Below are 16565 nucleotides of genomic sequence, written 5' to 3'. Positions count from 1 at the left end.
GTGGAAGAAGCGGCTGCCGCGGCCGGATCGCTGCAGGAGCAGGCGCAGCGCCTGGCCGAAGCGGTGGCCGTGTTCAAGATCAACGCGGGCGAAGTGATCGAAGTGCCGGCCCGCCAATTGGCTCAGCAGCGCCGGGCCGCGCCCAGGGTTGCAGCCCCGGCAGCCCCGGCTGCTCAGCCGACGCCAGCGCGCCAGGCCGAGCCGGCAGCGGCCGCCGCGGCGCCCAGGGCGGCTCCCGCAGCGCGTCTGACCCATGCGGCGCCGCGCGCCAGGCCGGAAGCAGCCGCGGGCGCCACGGCGGCGCGAGCGCCGCGCCGGCCGGCGCCGCGCCCCGTGGCCACGGCATCGGCCGAGCCGAAGCCGGCGCCCGCCTCCAGCCGGCGGCAAGCCCCTTCGGACGACGATTGGGAATCTTTTTGACGCCGGCGATGCCGGCAAATGGGTAGGGTATGCGAGGTTATATACATCTTCTGGCGACGGCCGCGATTGCGGTCTTTCTCGCCGGCTGCGCGGCAACGGGTCACAATTTCGACCCGGGCAAGCTGTCGACCCTGACGCCTGGGCAGACAACGCTGGAAGAGGCCTCGCGGGCGCTGACCGCCCCGCCCGCCAAATTCTACAAACAGAGCGACGGCACGTTCCTGGCGCTCTGGTCCTTCAAGATCACCTTTGTCGCCGACGGCCTGTACAGCCGCAAGGAAGCCCTGTTGCAGTTCGGCCCTGACGGCCGGCTGATGCGGCTCGTCGACAGCACCAATATTCTGCTGGAACCTTGGGAGCGCCAAAAGTTGCTGGGACCGGCGCCTGCGCCTGATTTGCCTCAGGACTGGACGCGGCCCGTGACGGAACCCGAGGTGCAAACCATCTATATACCGGGACCGGGCGAACCGTCCGGTTTGGCGCCTCAGGGCAAGTAGCCCTGTCGTTCAGCAGAGAGCATTGCGGCGCGAGCCGCAATGTACGTCGCCCTGAGTCTATGCCCCGTGTAACAGGGCGTGTCCACAGGGTGGTTTTTCATTTGGTCAGAGCAGTTCCTGAGGGATGGGGAAATACATGGAAGCGAGTCTCGAATCCGGTGCAAAGCCCGGCAAGGCCGGCAAGAAAAAAACCGCGCGCGCACCCAAGGTCAAGCGCAAACTGACGCTGCGCGATGCCCGCGTCGGCACGATGCTGCTGTGGGTCATGGCGTTCTTCGCGGTGTTGATCGCGGCGGTGGGGGGGCTGGCAACCTATTTCCTGCAAAGCAACTACGAATCGATACGCGAGGTCAATGCCCTGACCGAGCGCGCCAAGCAGGTCGAGGTGATCAATAGCGACATGCTGCGCGCCCGCGTCAGCCTGATGGTCGCGGCACGCCACTTGCAGGAATCCGGCTGGGGCAGCGGCGAGAACTCCGCGCGCGACGCCGCCGCCGCGCTCAAGGGCGCGACGGACCTGCTGACCGGCGTGCGCAGCCGGTTCGCCGACTTCCAGAAGAACATGCTGCAGGACGACACTGGCCGCCAGCTGTCCATGAACCTGGTGCGCCGTTATCGCTCCTATATCGACGACGGCGTGGACACCATGGTGGAAGCCCTGCGCAGCGAAGACTATTCGACGTTCTACATGGTGAACAACGAATACGGCACGCCGCGCAGCGCCGCCTTCATCGAGGCAATCAACGAATTCAGCAAGTACATCGGCGGCGAGCAGCAGGCCACGATCGATCAGGCCGAAGCCAACTTCAACCGCGCCATGGTGGCGGTGGGCGTGGCGGTCGGCCTGGCGCTTCTGCTGATGATTCTTGCCCGCATCCTGTTCGGCCGCCTGGTTGTCCGTCCCCTGGTGGAAGCCGGCCAGCACTTCGACAGGATCGCCGCCGGCGACCTGACCAGCCGCGTCGAAGTGCGTTCGCACAACGAAATCGGCCAGCTGTTCGCGGCGCTCAAGCGCATGCAGGAAAGCCTGACCCGCACGGTGTCGACCGTGCGCCGCGGCGTGGACGAGATCACCGTGGGCTCGAGCGAAATCTCGGCGGGCAACACGGACCTGTCCAGCCGCACGGAAGAGCAGGCGGCCTCGCTCGAGGAAACCGCGGCTTCCATGGAGCAGCTGGCGTCCACCGTGAAGCAGAACGCCGATAACGCCCGCCAGGCCAACCAGCTGGCGGCCAGCGCGTCGGACGTGGCGGAACGCGGCGGCTCGGCGGTCTCGGAAGTGGTCAGCACGATGCAGGGCATTTCGGCCAGCTCGCGCAAGATTTCCGAGATCGTGTCGGTGATCGACGGCATTGCGTTCCAGACCAACATCCTGGCGCTGAACGCCGCGGTGGAAGCGGCGCGCGCGGGCGAGCAGGGCAAGGGCTTTGCGGTGGTGGCGGGCGAAGTGCGCTCGCTGGCGCAGCGCAGCGCGCAGGCGGCCAAGGAAATCAAGGGCCTGATCGAGGACTCGGTGACGAAGGTCGGCGCGGGCTCGCAGCAGGTCGAGCGCGCCGGCGCGACGATGCAGGAGATTGTGTCGTCGGTCAAGCGGGTGACGGACATCATGGGCGAGATCTCGGCGGCGTCCGAGGAGCAGTCCAGCGGGATCGACCAAGTCAACCGTGCGGTGTCGCAGATGGACGAAGTGACGCAGCAGAACGCGGCGCTCGTGGAAGAAGCGGCTGCCGCGGCCGGATCGCTGCAGGAGCAGGCGCAGCGCCTGGCCGAAGCGGTGGCCGTGTTCAAGATCAATGCGGGCGAAGTGATCGAAGTGCCGGCGCATCAACTGGGCGGCTATTCCGCGCCGACGTTGAAGTAAGCGTCGCGCCGGGCCGCAGCCGATGCCGTTGTCACGGAGTCGGGCGCGGCCCTTTTTGCATTCGGATGAGCCATGGCCGCGCTGATGTGCGGCCATGGCCTATATGCATTTTGGCTATAAGTCATCGCTTGCGGGTCATTAGGGCGTTAACTTTCCGCGCATATGACCGTTAATAATAATAACGCCTGATTTTGGGCGGCAAACAGTGTCCGACGGCTGCCCGCGCCTACCGCGAAGGCGGCCGGACGCGCGTGCAACGGGTCGATGCGGGGCGTCTGGTCCGGGTTGTCCGCCCGTTATTCGTTCGCTGTACACGTTGTAACCGGAGACAATCTGTGCGCGTCAATCTACCCGTCACTGATGTGGAAACCAAGCTGCGCGAGGATCAATACCTGATCTCGCGCACCGACAGCAAGGGCCGCATCGTCTACGCGAATCCCGCTTTCATCGAGGTCAGCGGCTTTTCGCGCGACGAACTTATCGGGAAGCCGCACAACATCGTGCGCCATCCCGACATGCCGCCCGAAGCCTACGAGGACCTGTGGCAGACCCTGGAAGCAGGGGAGTCATGGCTGGGCCTGGTCAAGAACCGGCGCAAGAACGGCGGCTATTACTGGGTGCTGGCCAACGCCACGCCCATCATCGAAAACGGCGAGGTGGTGGCGTATTCCTCGGTGCGCGTGCGCCCCTCCGAAGAGCAGATCGAAATGGCCGAGGATCTCTACGCGCGCATGCGCGAGGGCACGGCCAAGGGCGTGCGCATCCTGCGCGGGCGGCCCGTGCGCGCAGGCTGGCGCCGTGGCCTGGACGTGCTGGCGTTTCCCTTCCGGGCCGGCGTGCGCAGCCGCATGCTGCGGCATGCGTCGGTGTCGTCCGGCATCGTCGCCGCGGCCGGCGCCTATGGCCTGCACGCCAACTGGGCCGATCTGGACGCCTGGAGCGCCGGCTTGGGCTGCGGCGCGATCGCGCTGGGCGTCGTGACGATCTTCTCCATGGGGTGGAGCCTGTCGCGCTCCCTGCTGGAGCCGATGCTTGACGCCGCCAACATGGCGCGCCAGGTCGCTGCCGGCAACCTCACCACGCAGATTGTGGCGGATTCCGACGACGAAGTGGGCAGCTTGAAATTCTCGCTGGAAGTCATGCGCAAGAGCCTTATTGGCATTGCCCAGGACGTCTACCGCGGCATCGAAGGCACGACGCACGCCGCTGTGCACATCGCGCGCGGCAACCAGGAACTGGCCGGCCGGACGGAAGGCCAGGCGGCCTCCCTGCAGCAGACCGCCGCCAGCATGGAGCAACTGACGTCCACGGTGCGCCAGAACGCCGACAATGCGCGGCAGGCCAACCAGCTCGCGGCCAGCAGCATGGACGTGGCGCGGCGCGGCGGCGTGGCGGTGGGCCAGGTGGTGAAAACCATGCATGGCATTTCCGACAGCTCGCGCGAGATCGCGGACATCGTCACCATCATCGAGGGCATCGCCTTCCAGACGAACATCCTGGCGCTGAACGCCGCGGTGGAAGCGGCCCGGGCGGGCGAATCCGGCAAGGGCTTCGCGGTCGTGGCAGGCGAAGTCCGCAGCCTGGCGCAGAAGAGCGCGCAGGCCGCCAAGGAGGTCAAAGGCCTGATCGAGGACTCGGTGGAGCGCGTCACTGAGGGTTCGACGCAGGCCGAGCAGGCGGGCGCCACGATGAAAGAGATCGTGGCGGCGGTGCATCGCGTCACCAACATCATCGGCGAGATTTCGCAGGCGTCGCAGGAGCAATCCAGCGGCATCGAGCAAGTGGATACCGCCGTGTCGCAAATGGACGTGATGACGGTGCAGAACACCGCGCTGGTGCAGGAGCTGGGCGGCGCGGTGATGCAGTTGGGAGCGCAGTCGGGCGCGTTGCGCGAGACCATACGCGTGTTCCGACTTGTCGGGCAGCCCTAGCGTAGCGCCGCCGGCTCCTGCCGGTGTCTGACACCCGTGCGAGACGGACTACAGCTTGTGCGGGTGTCTCAGGGGTGTCAGACACCTCTATGTAGCGCCGCCGGCTCCTGCCGGTGTCTGACACCCGTGCGAGACGGACTACAGCTTGTGCGGGTGTCTCAGGGGTGTCAGACACCTCTACGTAGCGCCGCCGGCTCCTGCCGGTGTCTGACACCCGTGCGAGACGGACTACAACTTGTGCGGGTGTCTCAAGGGTGTCAGACACCTCTGCCCAAGGGTGTCTGACACCTCTGCCCACCTCTGCCAGTTTCCCAAGGGTGTCTGACACCTCTGCTAGTTTCTCTCCCTGCCTATCGCCCCGCCAGCGCATCGACGACGCGGCTCATGGCGGAAAGGCCGGACTCGAACAGCGATTCGAGAAAGGGGCCGGCGTGGGGCAGCACGACGGTCAGCACGCTGACGCCTACGATCAGCGTGACGGGGAAACCCACCGAGAACACGGACAGCTGCTGGGCGGCGCGGTTCAGGATGCCCATGGCCAGGTTGATGGTCAGCAGGGCGCAGATCAGCGGCAGCGCCAGCAGCAGGCCCGAGACGAAGATGGTCTTGCCCCATTCCACCACCGCGCCCCAGCCGTTCTGGTGCAGCTGGATCATGGCGACGGGCAAGGTGTCGAAGGAGCGCACCAGGGCGGCCAGGACCAGCAGGTGCCCGTCCAGCGCAAGAAAGGTCAGCATCGCGACGATGTTGAACAGGCGCGACAGCACGGCCGTGTTGGCGCCGGAACTGGGATCAAAGAACGAGGCGAACGACAGGCCCATCTGCAAGCCCACGAATTCGCCGGCCGTTTGCACGGCGGCGAACACCATGCGCATGGTAAAGCCCATTGCGATGCCGATCAGCACCTGCTGCATCACCATCCAGAGCCCGGCGAACGAGCCGGGCGCAATCGGCGGCATGGGATCCAGCGCGGGGCTGATGGCCACGGCCAGGACGAACGACAGGCCCACCTTCACCTTGACGGGGATGAGCGACTCGGAGAAGAGGGGAGCGGTGCCCACCAGCGCCAGGATACGCACGAACGGCCAGAGAAACTGGCCGATCCAGCCGTTGAGCTGCTCGAGCGTGAAGGCGATCATGGCGAGGGGGCCGGCGTCGGGCGGCGGGCGCCGCTCAGGACACCAGCATGGGAATCTGGCCGATCAGCTGCCGGATGTAGTCGACCATGACGCCGATCAGCCACGGGCCCAGCAGGACCAGCACGCCGCACATGGCCAGCAGCTTCGGAATGAACGACAGCGTCATTTCGTTGATCTGCGTGGCGGCCTGGAAGATGCTGATGACCAGGCCGACCACCAGGGTGACCAGCAGCAGCGGACCGGCCATCGCCAGGACGATCTTCATCGCCTGGTAGGTCATGGTCATGACGGTTTCGGCGGTCATGGCGATTTTCCTCCCGGCGCTACTGATAGAAGCTCTGGGCGAGCGAGCCCATGAGCAGGTTCCAGCCGTCGGCCAGCACGAACAGCATCAGTTTGAACGGCAGCGCCACGGTCACGGGCGGCACCATCATCATGCCCAGCGCCATCAGCACGCTGGCGACCACCAGGTCGATGATCAGGAAGGGAATGAAGATCGTGAAGCCGATCTGGAACGCCGTCTTCAGTTCGCTGGTGATGAAGGCCGGCACCAGGATGCGCATGGGCACCTGCGACGGGTCCTCCAGCGCGGGCAGCTTGGCCAGGTTCGCGAACAGCGACAGGTCGTTCTCGCGCGTCTGGTGCAGCATGAAGGTGCGCAGCGGGCCGGCCGCCCGCTCCACCGCGGTCTCGAACTGGATCGATCCTTCGGACAGGGGCTTGTACGCGTCGGCGTAGATCTTGTCGAACACGGGCGACATCGTATAGAAGGTCAGGAACAGCGCCAGGCCGATCAGCACATGGTTGGGCGGCGACATGGCCGTGCCCATGGCGCTGCGCAACAGGCCCAGCACGATGATGATGCGCGTGAAGCCCGTCATCATCAGCAGCGCCGCCGGCAGGAACGACAGCGACGTCATCAGCAGCAGGGTCTGCATGCTGAGCGAATACGTCTGCGAACCGTCCGATCCGGGCGTGGCGGTCAGCGCGGGCAGCGTGGCCTGCGCAACGACACCGGCCGGAAAGAAAGCCAGGCCCAGGACGGCGGCGGCCGCCAGCAAGGGCAGCGCGCGTTGGCGGGCGCGGGCGGATGTCGTGCTTGTGAGCAAACTCATGGGTGTCGCTTGGATCGCGCCGCGGCGCTAGCGGCGCTTGAGTGCCTGGCCCAGCTTGGCCGCGAAGGCGGCGGCGGGCTGCGGCGAACCCTCCGGCAACTGGCCGGCGGGCAGGGTGTGCAGGGTGGTGAGCTGGTTCGGGCCTACGCCCACCACCAGCCAGGTGTCCTCGATTTCAACGACGACGATGCTCTGGCGCGCCCCGACCGGCAGGCTGGCGACTTGCCGGAGCAGGTTGCCGCCGCCGCGCTGCATCAGCCCGGCGCGCTTTGCCAGCCACGCCGAAACCAGGATGGCGGCCAGCACCAGCACAAGGCCGATGATGACGCGCGGCAGGGCGGATTCGGTCATGGCCCGGGCGTCAACGACGGTTGTTCAAGCGGTTGATCCGCTCGGACGGGGTGATGATGTCGGTCAGGCGGATGCCGTACTTGTCTTCGACGACCACGACTTCGCCTTGGGCGATCAGGTAGCCGTTGACGAAGATGTCCATCGGTTCGCCGGCCAGGCCGTCGAGCTCGACCACGGATCCCTGGCCCAGCTGGAGCAGGTTCTTGATGGTCAGGCGCGTGCGGCCCAATTCAACCGTCAGCTGGACGGGCACGTCCATGATCAGGTCGATGTCGGTGCCGGCGCCGGCGGCGGAGCCGGCCAGCGGCTTGAACACCGACTGCGCCGCCGATTGGGCGGGCGCGGCGGCAGCCGGTGCTGCGGCAGCCGGGGCTGCGGCAGCCGGCGCGGGCGCCGGAGCTGCCGGCGGCGTGGCGGCGGTTTGTTCAGCCATCGCGGCGGCCCAGTCGTCCTGCGGCTTCAGACCGTCGGCTTGCGTGGGCGGCGTGGCGCGGGATTGTTCGGCGAGCGCGTCGGCCCAGTCGTCGGCCGGGGACGAGCCGGTGCCGGGCTCGTTCTTGTCAGTCATGGTCAGAGGCCTCGTTGGATTCTGTGTCGTAGGTAAACATGTTCTGTACGCGCAGGGCGTACTGGCCGTTGAAGACGCCGTAGCCGCATTCCATCAGCGGCACGCCATCCACGTTGGCGATGATGGTTTCCGGCACGTCCACGGGGAGGACGTCGCCTGCCTTCAGGCTCATCAGCTCGCGGATCGACGACGGAATGCGCGCAAACTCGGCGACCACGTCGATGTCGGCGCTGCGCACCTGTCGGGAAAGCTGTTGCGACCAGCGCTGGTCCACTTCTTCGAGCGTGGTCTCCTGCAGCGGACGCGTCAGCAGATCGCGCACCGGCTCGATCATGGAGTAGGGCAGGCAGATGTTCAGGTCGCCGCCGGTCGCGCCGAATTCAATATGGAACGAGGTGACGACCACCACTTCATTGTTGCCGGTGATGCTGGCGAACTTGGTGTGCATCTCCGAGCGCACATACTCGAACTCGATCGGATAGACGGGGTCCCAGGACTTGCCGTAGCTTTCCAGGGTCAGGTTGAGCAGGCGCCGGATGATGCGCTGTTCGGTGGTGGTGAAGTCCCGGCCTTCGACGCGGGTGTGGTAGCGGCCATCGCCGCCGAACAGGCTGTCGATGACCAGGAACACCAGGTTCGGGTCATACGTGAAGAGCGCCGTGCCGCGCAGGGGCTTCATCTGAATCATGTTCAGATTGCTGGGCACCGGCAGATTGCGTTCGAAGTCCGCGTATTTCAGGATCTTGATCGAGCCGACAGTGATGTCCGCGCTGCGGCGCATGAAGTTGAGCAGCACGTTGCGCATGTGGCGCGCAAAACGCTCGTTGATGAGCTCCAGCGTCTGCATGCGCCGGCGCACCACGCGCTCGGGCGAACTCAGATCGTAGGCGCGCGCGCCAGGGTTCTGGCCCGCGGCTTCCTTCTTGCTATCGCTCTCGCCGGTGACGCCGGCCAGCAGCGCATCGACTTCGTCCTGCGAAAGAAATGCCTCGTAGGCCATGCTTATTGCACCACGAACGCCGTGAACAGCACGTCGGTGACATACTGGCCGTCAGGCAGGGGCGAAAAGGGGCGGTTGACCGCCTGCTTGATGGCCGCGACCATGTCGTTCTTGCCTTGCTGCGTCTGCACGCCGGTGGGCGATTGCGACGACAGCACCATCAGGATGCGGCTGCGCACTTCGGGCATGTACTTTTCGAGGCGGGTGCGGGTCTGTTCGTCGCTCACGCGCAGCGTCAGGCCGATGTGCATGATGCGTTCCGTTTCCGCGTTCTGCAGCGTCACGGTGAAGGCTTCGATCGGAACGAAGATCGGCGCGGGCACGGCAATGGGCGTCGCGGAAGGCGCGACGAAGGTGGTCGGCGTGGCCTGGGGGCCCTGTCCGGCCTGGCCCGGCTGTCCGGGCTGGCCGGCGGGAGTCTGGCCTACGCCCAGCTGCACCGTGGCGCCGGCTTGCGGCTGCATGCGCTGGGTGATGAACCAGGTTGCTCCCGCGCTGGCGGCAGCGACGATGAGCAGGACCAGGAGCGCCAGCAGCGGCCGAAGGATACGGCCGATGCCGCCGGAGGTCGTCGCGCCGCGCGACGGCGCGGTTATGGGTTTGATAGTCGCCATCTCGGTATCGATGCGTGTTTGCCGCTGGTGAAAACGGATTCTTAGTGGATGAAAGCATTCTGCCTGAAATCGCGCCTCGTCTTGGAGGCGAAAAACAGGGCGAAAGCCGCGTATCTCAAGCTATTGCTGCACCGCCCGCATCCGTTGCCAGCTGCGGGCGGGCCGTTCATTACGCGAAGGTGTCGACCAGCGCGTTGGCGTTGCGCGGCGAAGTCGCCGCGGGCTGCGCGCTGTCGGCCAGGACTTCCGCCCCGCCGGCTGCGCCACCCTGCTGGCGCTGGGATCCGCCGCCGTTCTGTTGCGCGAACTCCTGCTGCGCGGATTGCTCGCCCACGCTGGTCTGGCCCAGCGAGATGCCAGCCTGGGCCAGGGCCTGCTGCAGTTGCGGAATCGCGGTTTCGATGGCCTGGCGCACGGAGGCATGCGCGGACACGAACGAGGCGCTGGCCACGCCATCCGACAGGTTCAGGCTGACGCGCAGCGGGCCGAGATCCGGCGGATCCAGGCGCAATTCGGCGGTCTGCATGCCCTGGCGCACGTTGCTGGTCATCATGACCATCTGCTGGCCGAGTTCGGTGCCCCAATGCGTGCCGCCCACGGGCGTGGCGACTTGCATGACGACGGGCACGACGGGCGCGGCAACGGCGGCTTGGTTGACGGCGGGAGCGGCCTGGCGCTGCGTCGCGGCGGCAAGCGCCTGCGCGAGCGTTTCCTGGGCGGAGGCTCCGTGCTGAGGCGCCTGGAACTGCTGCGCAGTGGTGGTCAGGAGGGCGGCCTGCTCGTCGTCGGCGGTGTGCGCGGGCAGCGCGGGGGCCGGCTCGGCCTCGGCGCGCAGGTCGCGCGCGGGACGGGGCAGGGAGATCTCGGGCGCCAGGCGCGGCGTTTCGGTCTTGGCGGCGAGCTTGGCGTCGACGGGCGCCTGGGCGACCGGGGCGCTGCCCGGCTTGACGGCGGCGGTCACGACGGGCAGCGCGGCCTGGGCGTCGCGGATCGCCAGCGCGGCGGCGGCTTCGGCCTGCTGCGCCGTGGCCGCGACCGGAGCCGGGGCCTGCGCGGCCGGCGTTGCTGCGGCGCCTGCCGCGCCGGCGGCGTCGGCGGCGTTCAGCGCGGCGGTCAGCACAGCGGCGCCGTTGCTCATCGCGGTGGCGGCGGCTGCGGCATTGCCGCGGGCCAGCTGCACCTGCTCGGCGGCCTGGGCGGCGATTTCCAAGGCCTGCTGCGGCAGCGCGACCGGCGCGCCGGGCTGCTGCGCGGCCGCGACGGCCAGGGCGCCGGCTTCGGCCTGGACGGCGGTCTGCACGGCTTGATCGATGGCGCCGGCGGCGGCGCCTTCCGCGGCGCCGGCCGGTTCATCGGCGGCCTTGCCGCCGGCCGGAGTCTTGGCGCCGCTGTTCGCGGGGCGCGAATCGGCGGCACGGTCCGGGCGCTGCTGCGCCGGACGCTGTTGGGCCAGCACGTCGGAGAAACTGGGGCCTTTCTTGTTCGCGGGCGCGGACTTGGCGCCGAGCGCGTCGACGACCGACGACGGAGCGGCGGGCGCGATCGAGGGCAAGGGCAGGGGAGCGGTCATCTTGGGCTTCCTGTTAGGTATTGCTTAATGCATGCCGCCAGCCTGGCGTTGGACCAGGCGGGCAGAGTATTCGTCGTTGGCGCGCTGTTCGCGGCGGGACTCCACCACGGCCTGCGCGCGCAATTCGCGCTGCGCCAAGGCATCGTAGGAGTTGAGCTTGCGTTTTTCCTGCTGCCAGTAAAGCCGGCCTTTGGACAGGTTTTCGTCCGCCTGGCTCAGCACGCCTTGCTGCTGGCCGATAGCGTCGTCGAGCGTGCCGATGAAGCGCTGGTAATTGTGGCAGTCGCTTGCCGACATGCCGCTCGTCATCGCCTGCTGCAGGCGTTCCAGGTAGTCCTGGCGGTAGTCGTGCAGCATGGTGAGCTGGCGTTCTGCATTGCTTCGTTCGGCGCTGAGCCGGCCGAGCAGGCGCGCGGCTTCGTCCGTGCTCTCCTTGGCCAGGTTGATCAGCATGTCCAGAGGCAATTGGCTAGGCATAGGTGTCCCTTAACTCAAACGTCGCGCGCAATTGCGTAACGGCATCTTCATAGCCGACGTTCTCGCCGATGTCCTGTTGCAGGAAGGCTTCCAGGCGGGGATATCGGGCGATGGCGTCGTCCAGCTGCGGGTCATTGCCGGCGGCGTAGGCGCCCACGGCGATGAGGTCGCGATTGCGCTGGTAGCGCGACAGGCTTTGCTTGAAACGGCGCACCACGGCGAACTGCTGCGTCGGGATGAGCGAGGTCATGGCGCGCGAGATCGACGCTTCGATATCGATGGCGGGGTAGTGGCCCGCTTCGGCCAGGTGGCGCGAAAGCACCACGTGGCCGTCCAGGATGGCGCGCGCGGAGTCGGCGATGGGGTCTTGCTGGTCGTCGCCTTCAGCCAGCACGGTATAGAACGCCGTGATGGAGCCGGCCTTGCCCGACGGACCGGGCGAACCCATCCCGGCGCGCTCGACCAGCATCGGCAGCTTGGCGAAGACCGACGGCGGATAGCCCTTGGTCGCGGGCGGCTCGCCGATGGCAAGCGCGATTTCCCGTTGCGCCATCGCGTAGCGGGTCAGCGAGTCCATGATCAGCAGCACGTCCAGCCCCTGGTCGCGGAAGTGCTCGGCCAGGCGCGTCGCGTAGGCGGCGCCTTGCAGGCGCAGCAGCGCCGAAACGTCGGCGGGCGCGGCCACCACGACCGAGCGCGCCAGGCCCTCCGGACCCAGGTTGTGCTCGATGAATTCCTTGACTTCGCGGCCCCGTTCGCCGATCAGGCCGACCACGATGACGTCGGCCTTGGTGTAGCGGGCCATCATGCCCAGCAGCACGCTCTTGCCCACGCCGGAGCCCGCGAACAGGCCCATGCGCTGGCCGCGGCCGACGGTAAGCAGGCCGTTGATGGCGCGCACGCCCGTATCCAGCACGGTATCGATCGGCGCGCGCGACAGCGGGTTGATGGGCTGGGCCGACAGGGGAGCCAGCTCGGCGCCCGTCAGCGGGCCCAGTCCGTCCAGCGGGCGGCCCGCGCCGTCCAGCACCCGGCCCAGCAGCGCGTTGCCTACCGGGAGGTGGCGGCCGAGCTGGGGCTTGGCATTGCCGTTCAATTCCGCTTTGCGCGGCAGCGGGATCTGGCGCTGCACGGGCGGTTCGCCGGGCACGACGCGCGCGCCGGGAGGCAGGCCGGAAATATCGGCCTGGGGCATCAGGTATAGCGTATGGCCGTCGAAACCGACGACTTCGGCGTCGGCCCAGTGGTCATGGCCGCGCGCGATTTCGATGCGAGCGGCGGCGCCCACGGGCAGGCGCAGGCCGGTCGCGTGCAGCACCAGGCCCGTGGCGCGGGTGATCTTGCCGCTGACAAGCCAGGGGTCGGTGGACGCCGCGCGGATCGAGCCGATCTGCAACTGGGTCTGCCAGCGGTCGATGACGGGTATGGCCGACACGGCCGCGGCCGGCACAGGCGCGGCCGTCTGGCCAGGCTGCGTGGGGACCGGATCGCCGTTCACGCCGGGTCCTCCCAGGACACATTGCGGCCCAGCGAGGCCGCGACGCGCCTCCAGCGGGTTTGCAGGGTGGCGTCGATGTCGCCGAAAGGCGTTTCGGCGCGGCAGCCGCCGCGGGTGATGGATTCGTCGGCCAGAACCCGCCAATGGCCTTCTTTCAGCTCGTCGGCCAGGTGCAGGCGGATCAGCTCGATGTCTTCCGGATTGGCCCACAAGCGCATCTGGCCGCCCGCGGTCGGGTTGATGTGCAGCACGTCGCGCACGGCGCTGGCCACGGTATCGGGCTGCTCGGCGAGGGTGGTGCGCACGACTTGCTGTGCGATGTCCAAGGCCAGGGTCAGGAGGCCCTGGCCCATTTTTTCTTCGAGCGAGCCGAGCGACACGGCGCAGGCTTCGGCCAGGGCGTGCAGGCGCTGCGCTTCCGCGGCGCCCTGTTCGCGGCCTTGGGCCAGGCCTTCGGCGTAGCCGGCTTCGCGGCCGGCCGCCAGGCCGGCTTCATGGCCCGCCTGCTGGCCGGCTTCGTAACCCTCGGCGTGTCCACGCGCCTGGCCTTCCGCGTGGCCTTCGGCAATTGCCTGGGCGCGCAGCTGGGCCATCACCACTTGCGGATCCGGGCCCGGATCGGGCTCGGGTTCGGGCTCGACTTCGACGGGCGCCGGCTCGTCGAACGACAGCATCTGCCAGCGCCGCCAGGCGGCGCTGCGCGAGATGAGCGTCGCCGCGCCGTGGTCCGCTTCAGACATACGCGTCGTCTCCGGAGTTGCCCAGGACGATCTGGCCGCTTTCGGCCAGGCGGCGGGCGATCTGGAGGATCTTCTTCTGTTCGGTCTCGACCTTGGACATGCGGATCGGGCCTTGCGCCTCCAGGTCCTCGCGCAGCATCTCGGCCGCCCGGCTGGACATGTTGCGCAGGAACTTCGCGCGCAGCTCTTCCTGGGCGCCCTTGAGCGCGACCATGAGCGTGTCGTTGTCGATTTCCTTGAGGATGAGCTGGATGGCGCGGTCCTCGACGTCGAGCAGGTTGTCGAAGACGAACATCTCGTCGATGATCTTCTGCGCCAGGTCGTTGTCGCGTTCGCGCAGGCTGGCGACCACGGTTTCTTCCTGAGTCGAGTTCATCATGTTCAGGATCTCGGCCGCGGTGCGCACGCCGCCCATCTTGCTGCGCTTGGCGCCCTGGCCGGCCAGCACGGAATTGAGCACGTCGGTCAGTTCGGAGAGCGCCGCGGGCTGCACGCCGCCGAAGGTGGCGATGCGCAGCATCACGTCGTTGCGCAGGCGGTCCGTCAGCAGGGCCAGCACGCCGGCGGCGCGGTCGCGCTCCAGGTGGACCAGGATGGTCGCGATGATCTGCGGATGCTCGTCGCCGATCAGCTCGGCCACGGTGTTCGGATCCAGCCAGTTCAGCGCGTCGATGCCGCTGCCGCCGTCGCCGGCTTCCAGGATGTCTTCGATCAGGCCCGCCGCGCGGTCGCTGCCCAGCGCCTTGGTCAGCACGCTGCGGATGTAGTCGTCCGAGCCCAGCGTGACGGCCATGAACTGGTCGGCTTCCTGGCGGAACTCTTCCAGCACCACGGCGACGTCGTTGCGCGTGACCTGCTTCAGGCTGGCCATCGCGCCGCCGACCTGCTGGACTTCACGGGCGCTGAGGTACTTGAAGACCTCGGCCGCCGCGTCCTCGCCCAGCGACATCATCAGGACGGCGCTGCGCGTCATGCCGTCCATGGGTAGGGAATCATTTTTCATCTTTGCTCATCCAAGTGCGCAGAACCATTGCGACGGCGCGCGGATCCTTATTGGCCATGTTGCGGGCGCGCTCCAGGTTGTCCTGGTAGCGGTCCACTTCCTTGGCGCGGGCCACGTCCTGGGCCTCGCGAGCGGCTTCGGCGCGTTCGGCTTCGGCCATTTCCGGATCAACCGGCGGGTACAGGTACTCGCCCACGGTGCGGCGCAGCTTGCGGTACAGCCACAGCGCCAGCACGCCGCCCACCAGCCAGGCCAGGATCGTCTTGAACAGCGAGATCATTTCCGGATCGCGCCACATCGGCACCGGCGGCGGGCCGTCGTTGAACTGGCTGTTCACCAGGTTCAGCGAATCGCCGCGCGTTTCGGAATAGCCCATGGCTTCGCGGACCAGGTTGGTGAGCTTGTTCAGTTCTTCGGGCGGCAGGGCTTGCGGCTCGCCGTCCTTGTCGCGGATGTAGTTCACCACCACGGCGACCGACAGGCGCTTCAGGTTGCCGACCGGCTGCTTGATGTGGCTGATGGTGCGGTCCACTTCATAGTTGGTGGTCGCGTCGCGCCGCTCGTTCAGGCTGCCGCCGGCGGTTTGCGTGCCGGTTTGCTGCTGTTGCTGTTGCTGCTGCGCGTTGGCCGGCTGGGGCGGCTGGCCGGGGCGGGGCGGCTGCGGCTGCGGCGGATTGGCGATCGGCGCCTGGGCGTTGCCCGGCGCCTGGTTCGACAGCGCGCCGGGCACGCCCTGGGCGGGGTTGATGCCGTGCTGGGTCGAATCGCTGGTCTGCTGGCTGCGCACGGCGGCCTGGCCCGGTTCCTGGTTGGGACGGTAGACCTCGGACGTTTCTTCGCGGCGGGCGAAGTCGACGTCGGCGCTGGCCTGGGCATGGACGTTGCCCGGGCCGACCAGCGGGTTCAGGATCGTCAGGATGCGTTCGACGGTGCGCTGTTCCATTTCGCGCACGAAGCGCATCTGGTCGGCATCCATGCCGCGGCCTTCGCCGGCGGGCGCCGACAGCAGGCGGCCGTTCTGGTCGACGATGGATACGCTTTCGGCGGTCAGTTCGGGCACGCTAGAGGCGACCAGCCAGGAAATCGCGGAAACCTGGGCATCGCTCAGGCTGCGGCCGGGGTACACGTTCAGCAGCACCGACGCGGTGGGCGCCTGGCGCTCGCGCACGAACAGCGACTGGCGCGGCATGGCCAGGTGGACGCGGGCGTGCTGCACGGTGTGCATCGCTTCGATCGACCGGGCCAGCTCGCCTTCCAGGCCGCGCTGATAGTTGATCTGCTCGGCGAACTGGCTGGCGCCGAAACGGGCGTTGTCCATCAGCTCGAAGCCGACGGAGCCGCCGCGTGGCAGGCCTTGGGAGGCCAGCTGCAGCCGGGCGTCATACACGCGGTCGGCGGGGACGAGGAGGGCGGTGCCGGTCTCGTTGTAGCGGTAGGGCACGTTCATCGTGCCCAGCGCCGTCACGATGGCGCCGCCATCGCGATCGTCCAGGTTCGAGAACAGAACCTTGTACTTGGGTTCGCTGCTCCACATGGCCACGGCGACAATCACCGCGACCGCCGCGGCGGCGGCGCCGAGCAGAATGGGCTTGGGCAGCGCCCGGATCTTTTCCAGCACGGGGAACTTGGCCAGAAGCGACGAGCTCAGGGTAGCCTGCTGATTCATCGACGGCTCCCGCTGGCTTCGCGGAGCAGGGAAATAGGCTTCATGTCTGGGTAGGGCAGATTACACATGCAACGTGCTTCTGGTCTGGGGAGAGCGTGGATTATTGCCCCTGAGA

The 16565-nt window shown here is 67.6% G+C and carries 16 protein-coding genes and 1 pseudogene; 4 read left to right on the top strand and 13 right to left on the bottom strand.

Features of this window, described 5'->3' with window-relative positions; all coding sequences use genetic code 11:
* The 4 genes and pseudogenes from ACFWP0_RS25200 to ACFWP0_RS25185 all read left to right on the top strand — a co-directional run.
* Window positions 1-420 (top strand): annotated as a pseudogene (locus ACFWP0_RS25200) (methyl-accepting chemotaxis protein); the annotation flags it as partial.
* Window positions 421-449: 29 nt separating this feature from the next.
* Window positions 450-917 (top strand): hypothetical protein, encoded by a 468-nt coding sequence (locus tag ACFWP0_RS25195; RefSeq protein ID WP_377846775.1) that lies wholly within the window; start codon window positions 450-452, stop codon window positions 915-917.
* A 136-nt stretch (window positions 918-1053) separates the two neighbouring features.
* Window positions 1054-2778 carry a methyl-accepting chemotaxis protein gene (locus ACFWP0_RS25190; RefSeq protein ID WP_377846773.1) on the top strand — a complete coding sequence of 575 codons (1725 nt, stop codon included), beginning with the start codon at window positions 1054-1056 and terminating at the stop codon, window positions 2776-2778.
* 335 nt (window positions 2779-3113) lie between these two features.
* On the top strand, window positions 3114-4709 hold the full coding sequence (locus tag ACFWP0_RS25185) for a methyl-accepting chemotaxis protein (RefSeq protein WP_377846771.1): 1596 nt from the start codon (window positions 3114-3116) through the stop codon (window positions 4707-4709).
* Window positions 4710-5059: 350 nt separating this feature from the next.
* Here the strand turns inward: ACFWP0_RS25185 and fliR are convergent, their stop codons facing one another.
* The 13 genes from fliR to fliF all read right to left on the bottom strand — a co-directional run bounded on the left by fliR (window position 5060) and on the right by fliF (window position 16450).
* Window positions 5060-5848, bottom strand: coding sequence for a flagellar biosynthetic protein FliR (gene fliR, locus ACFWP0_RS25180; RefSeq protein WP_377846769.1), 789 nt, complete (start codon window positions 5846-5848; stop codon window positions 5060-5062).
* A 34-nt stretch (window positions 5849-5882) separates the two neighbouring features.
* Entirely contained in the window at window positions 5883-6152 is a 270-nt protein-coding gene (gene fliQ, locus ACFWP0_RS25175; RefSeq protein ID WP_008163193.1) for a flagellar biosynthesis protein FliQ, read from the bottom strand.
* 19 nt (window positions 6153-6171) lie between these two features.
* Window positions 6172-6963: a flagellar type III secretion system pore protein FliP gene (gene fliP, locus ACFWP0_RS25170; RefSeq protein WP_377846767.1), complete on the bottom strand. Its 792-nt coding sequence runs from the start codon at window positions 6961-6963 to the stop codon at window positions 6172-6174.
* 27 nt (window positions 6964-6990) lie between these two features.
* Window positions 6991-7314 (bottom strand): flagellar biosynthetic protein FliO, encoded by a 324-nt coding sequence (gene fliO / locus ACFWP0_RS25165; RefSeq protein ID WP_377846765.1) that lies wholly within the window; start codon window positions 7312-7314, stop codon window positions 6991-6993.
* 10 nt (window positions 7315-7324) lie between these two features.
* Window positions 7325-7882, bottom strand: a complete 558-nt coding sequence (gene fliN / locus ACFWP0_RS25160) for a flagellar motor switch protein FliN (RefSeq protein WP_377846763.1) — start codon at window positions 7880-7882, stop codon at window positions 7325-7327.
* Window positions 7875-8882, bottom strand: a complete 1008-nt coding sequence (gene fliM / locus ACFWP0_RS25155; RefSeq protein WP_377846761.1) for a flagellar motor switch protein FliM — start codon at window positions 8880-8882, stop codon at window positions 7875-7877. The genes fliN and fliM overlap by 8 nt, the downstream gene beginning before the upstream one ends.
* A 2-nt stretch (window positions 8883-8884) precedes the next feature.
* A complete protein-coding gene (gene fliL / locus ACFWP0_RS25150; RefSeq protein ID WP_377846759.1) occupies window positions 8885-9496 on the bottom strand; it encodes a flagellar basal body-associated protein FliL in 612 nt (203 codons plus the stop codon).
* A 169-nt stretch (window positions 9497-9665) separates the two neighbouring features.
* Window positions 9666-11066 carry a flagellar hook-length control protein FliK gene (locus tag ACFWP0_RS25145; RefSeq protein WP_377846757.1) on the bottom strand — a complete coding sequence of 467 codons (1401 nt, stop codon included), beginning with the start codon at window positions 11064-11066 and terminating at the stop codon, window positions 9666-9668.
* 24 nt (window positions 11067-11090) lie between these two features.
* Window positions 11091-11543: a flagellar export protein FliJ gene (fliJ, locus tag ACFWP0_RS25140; protein WP_377846755.1), complete on the bottom strand. Its 453-nt coding sequence runs from the start codon at window positions 11541-11543 to the stop codon at window positions 11091-11093.
* Window positions 11536-12969 carry a flagellar protein export ATPase FliI gene (gene fliI, locus ACFWP0_RS25135; RefSeq protein ID WP_377846791.1) on the bottom strand — a complete coding sequence of 478 codons (1434 nt, stop codon included), beginning with the start codon at window positions 12967-12969 and terminating at the stop codon, window positions 11536-11538. Before fliI ends, fliJ begins: the two co-directional genes overlap by 8 nt.
* Before the next feature lie 68 nt (window positions 12970-13037).
* On the bottom strand, window positions 13038-13781 hold the full coding sequence (fliH, locus tag ACFWP0_RS25130; protein ID WP_377846754.1) for a flagellar assembly protein FliH: 744 nt from the start codon (window positions 13779-13781) through the stop codon (window positions 13038-13040).
* On the bottom strand, window positions 13774-14784 hold the full coding sequence (gene fliG, locus ACFWP0_RS25125) for a flagellar motor switch protein FliG (RefSeq protein WP_377846752.1): 1011 nt from the start codon (window positions 14782-14784) through the stop codon (window positions 13774-13776). Before fliG ends, fliH begins: the two co-directional genes overlap by 8 nt.
* Window positions 14774-16450, bottom strand: coding sequence for a flagellar basal-body MS-ring/collar protein FliF (fliF, locus tag ACFWP0_RS25120; RefSeq protein ID WP_377846750.1), 1677 nt, complete (start codon window positions 16448-16450; stop codon window positions 14774-14776). The genes fliG and fliF overlap by 11 nt, the downstream gene beginning before the upstream one ends.
* Between the last annotated feature and the right edge of the window lie 115 nt (window positions 16451-16565).

Origin of the sequence: Achromobacter sp. NPDC058515, assembly GCF_042721735.1 — a bacterium.
Taxonomy (GTDB): domain Bacteria; phylum Pseudomonadota; class Gammaproteobacteria; order Burkholderiales; family Burkholderiaceae_B; genus Achromobacter.
This window is presented reverse-complemented; position numbering and strand designations above follow the sequence as displayed.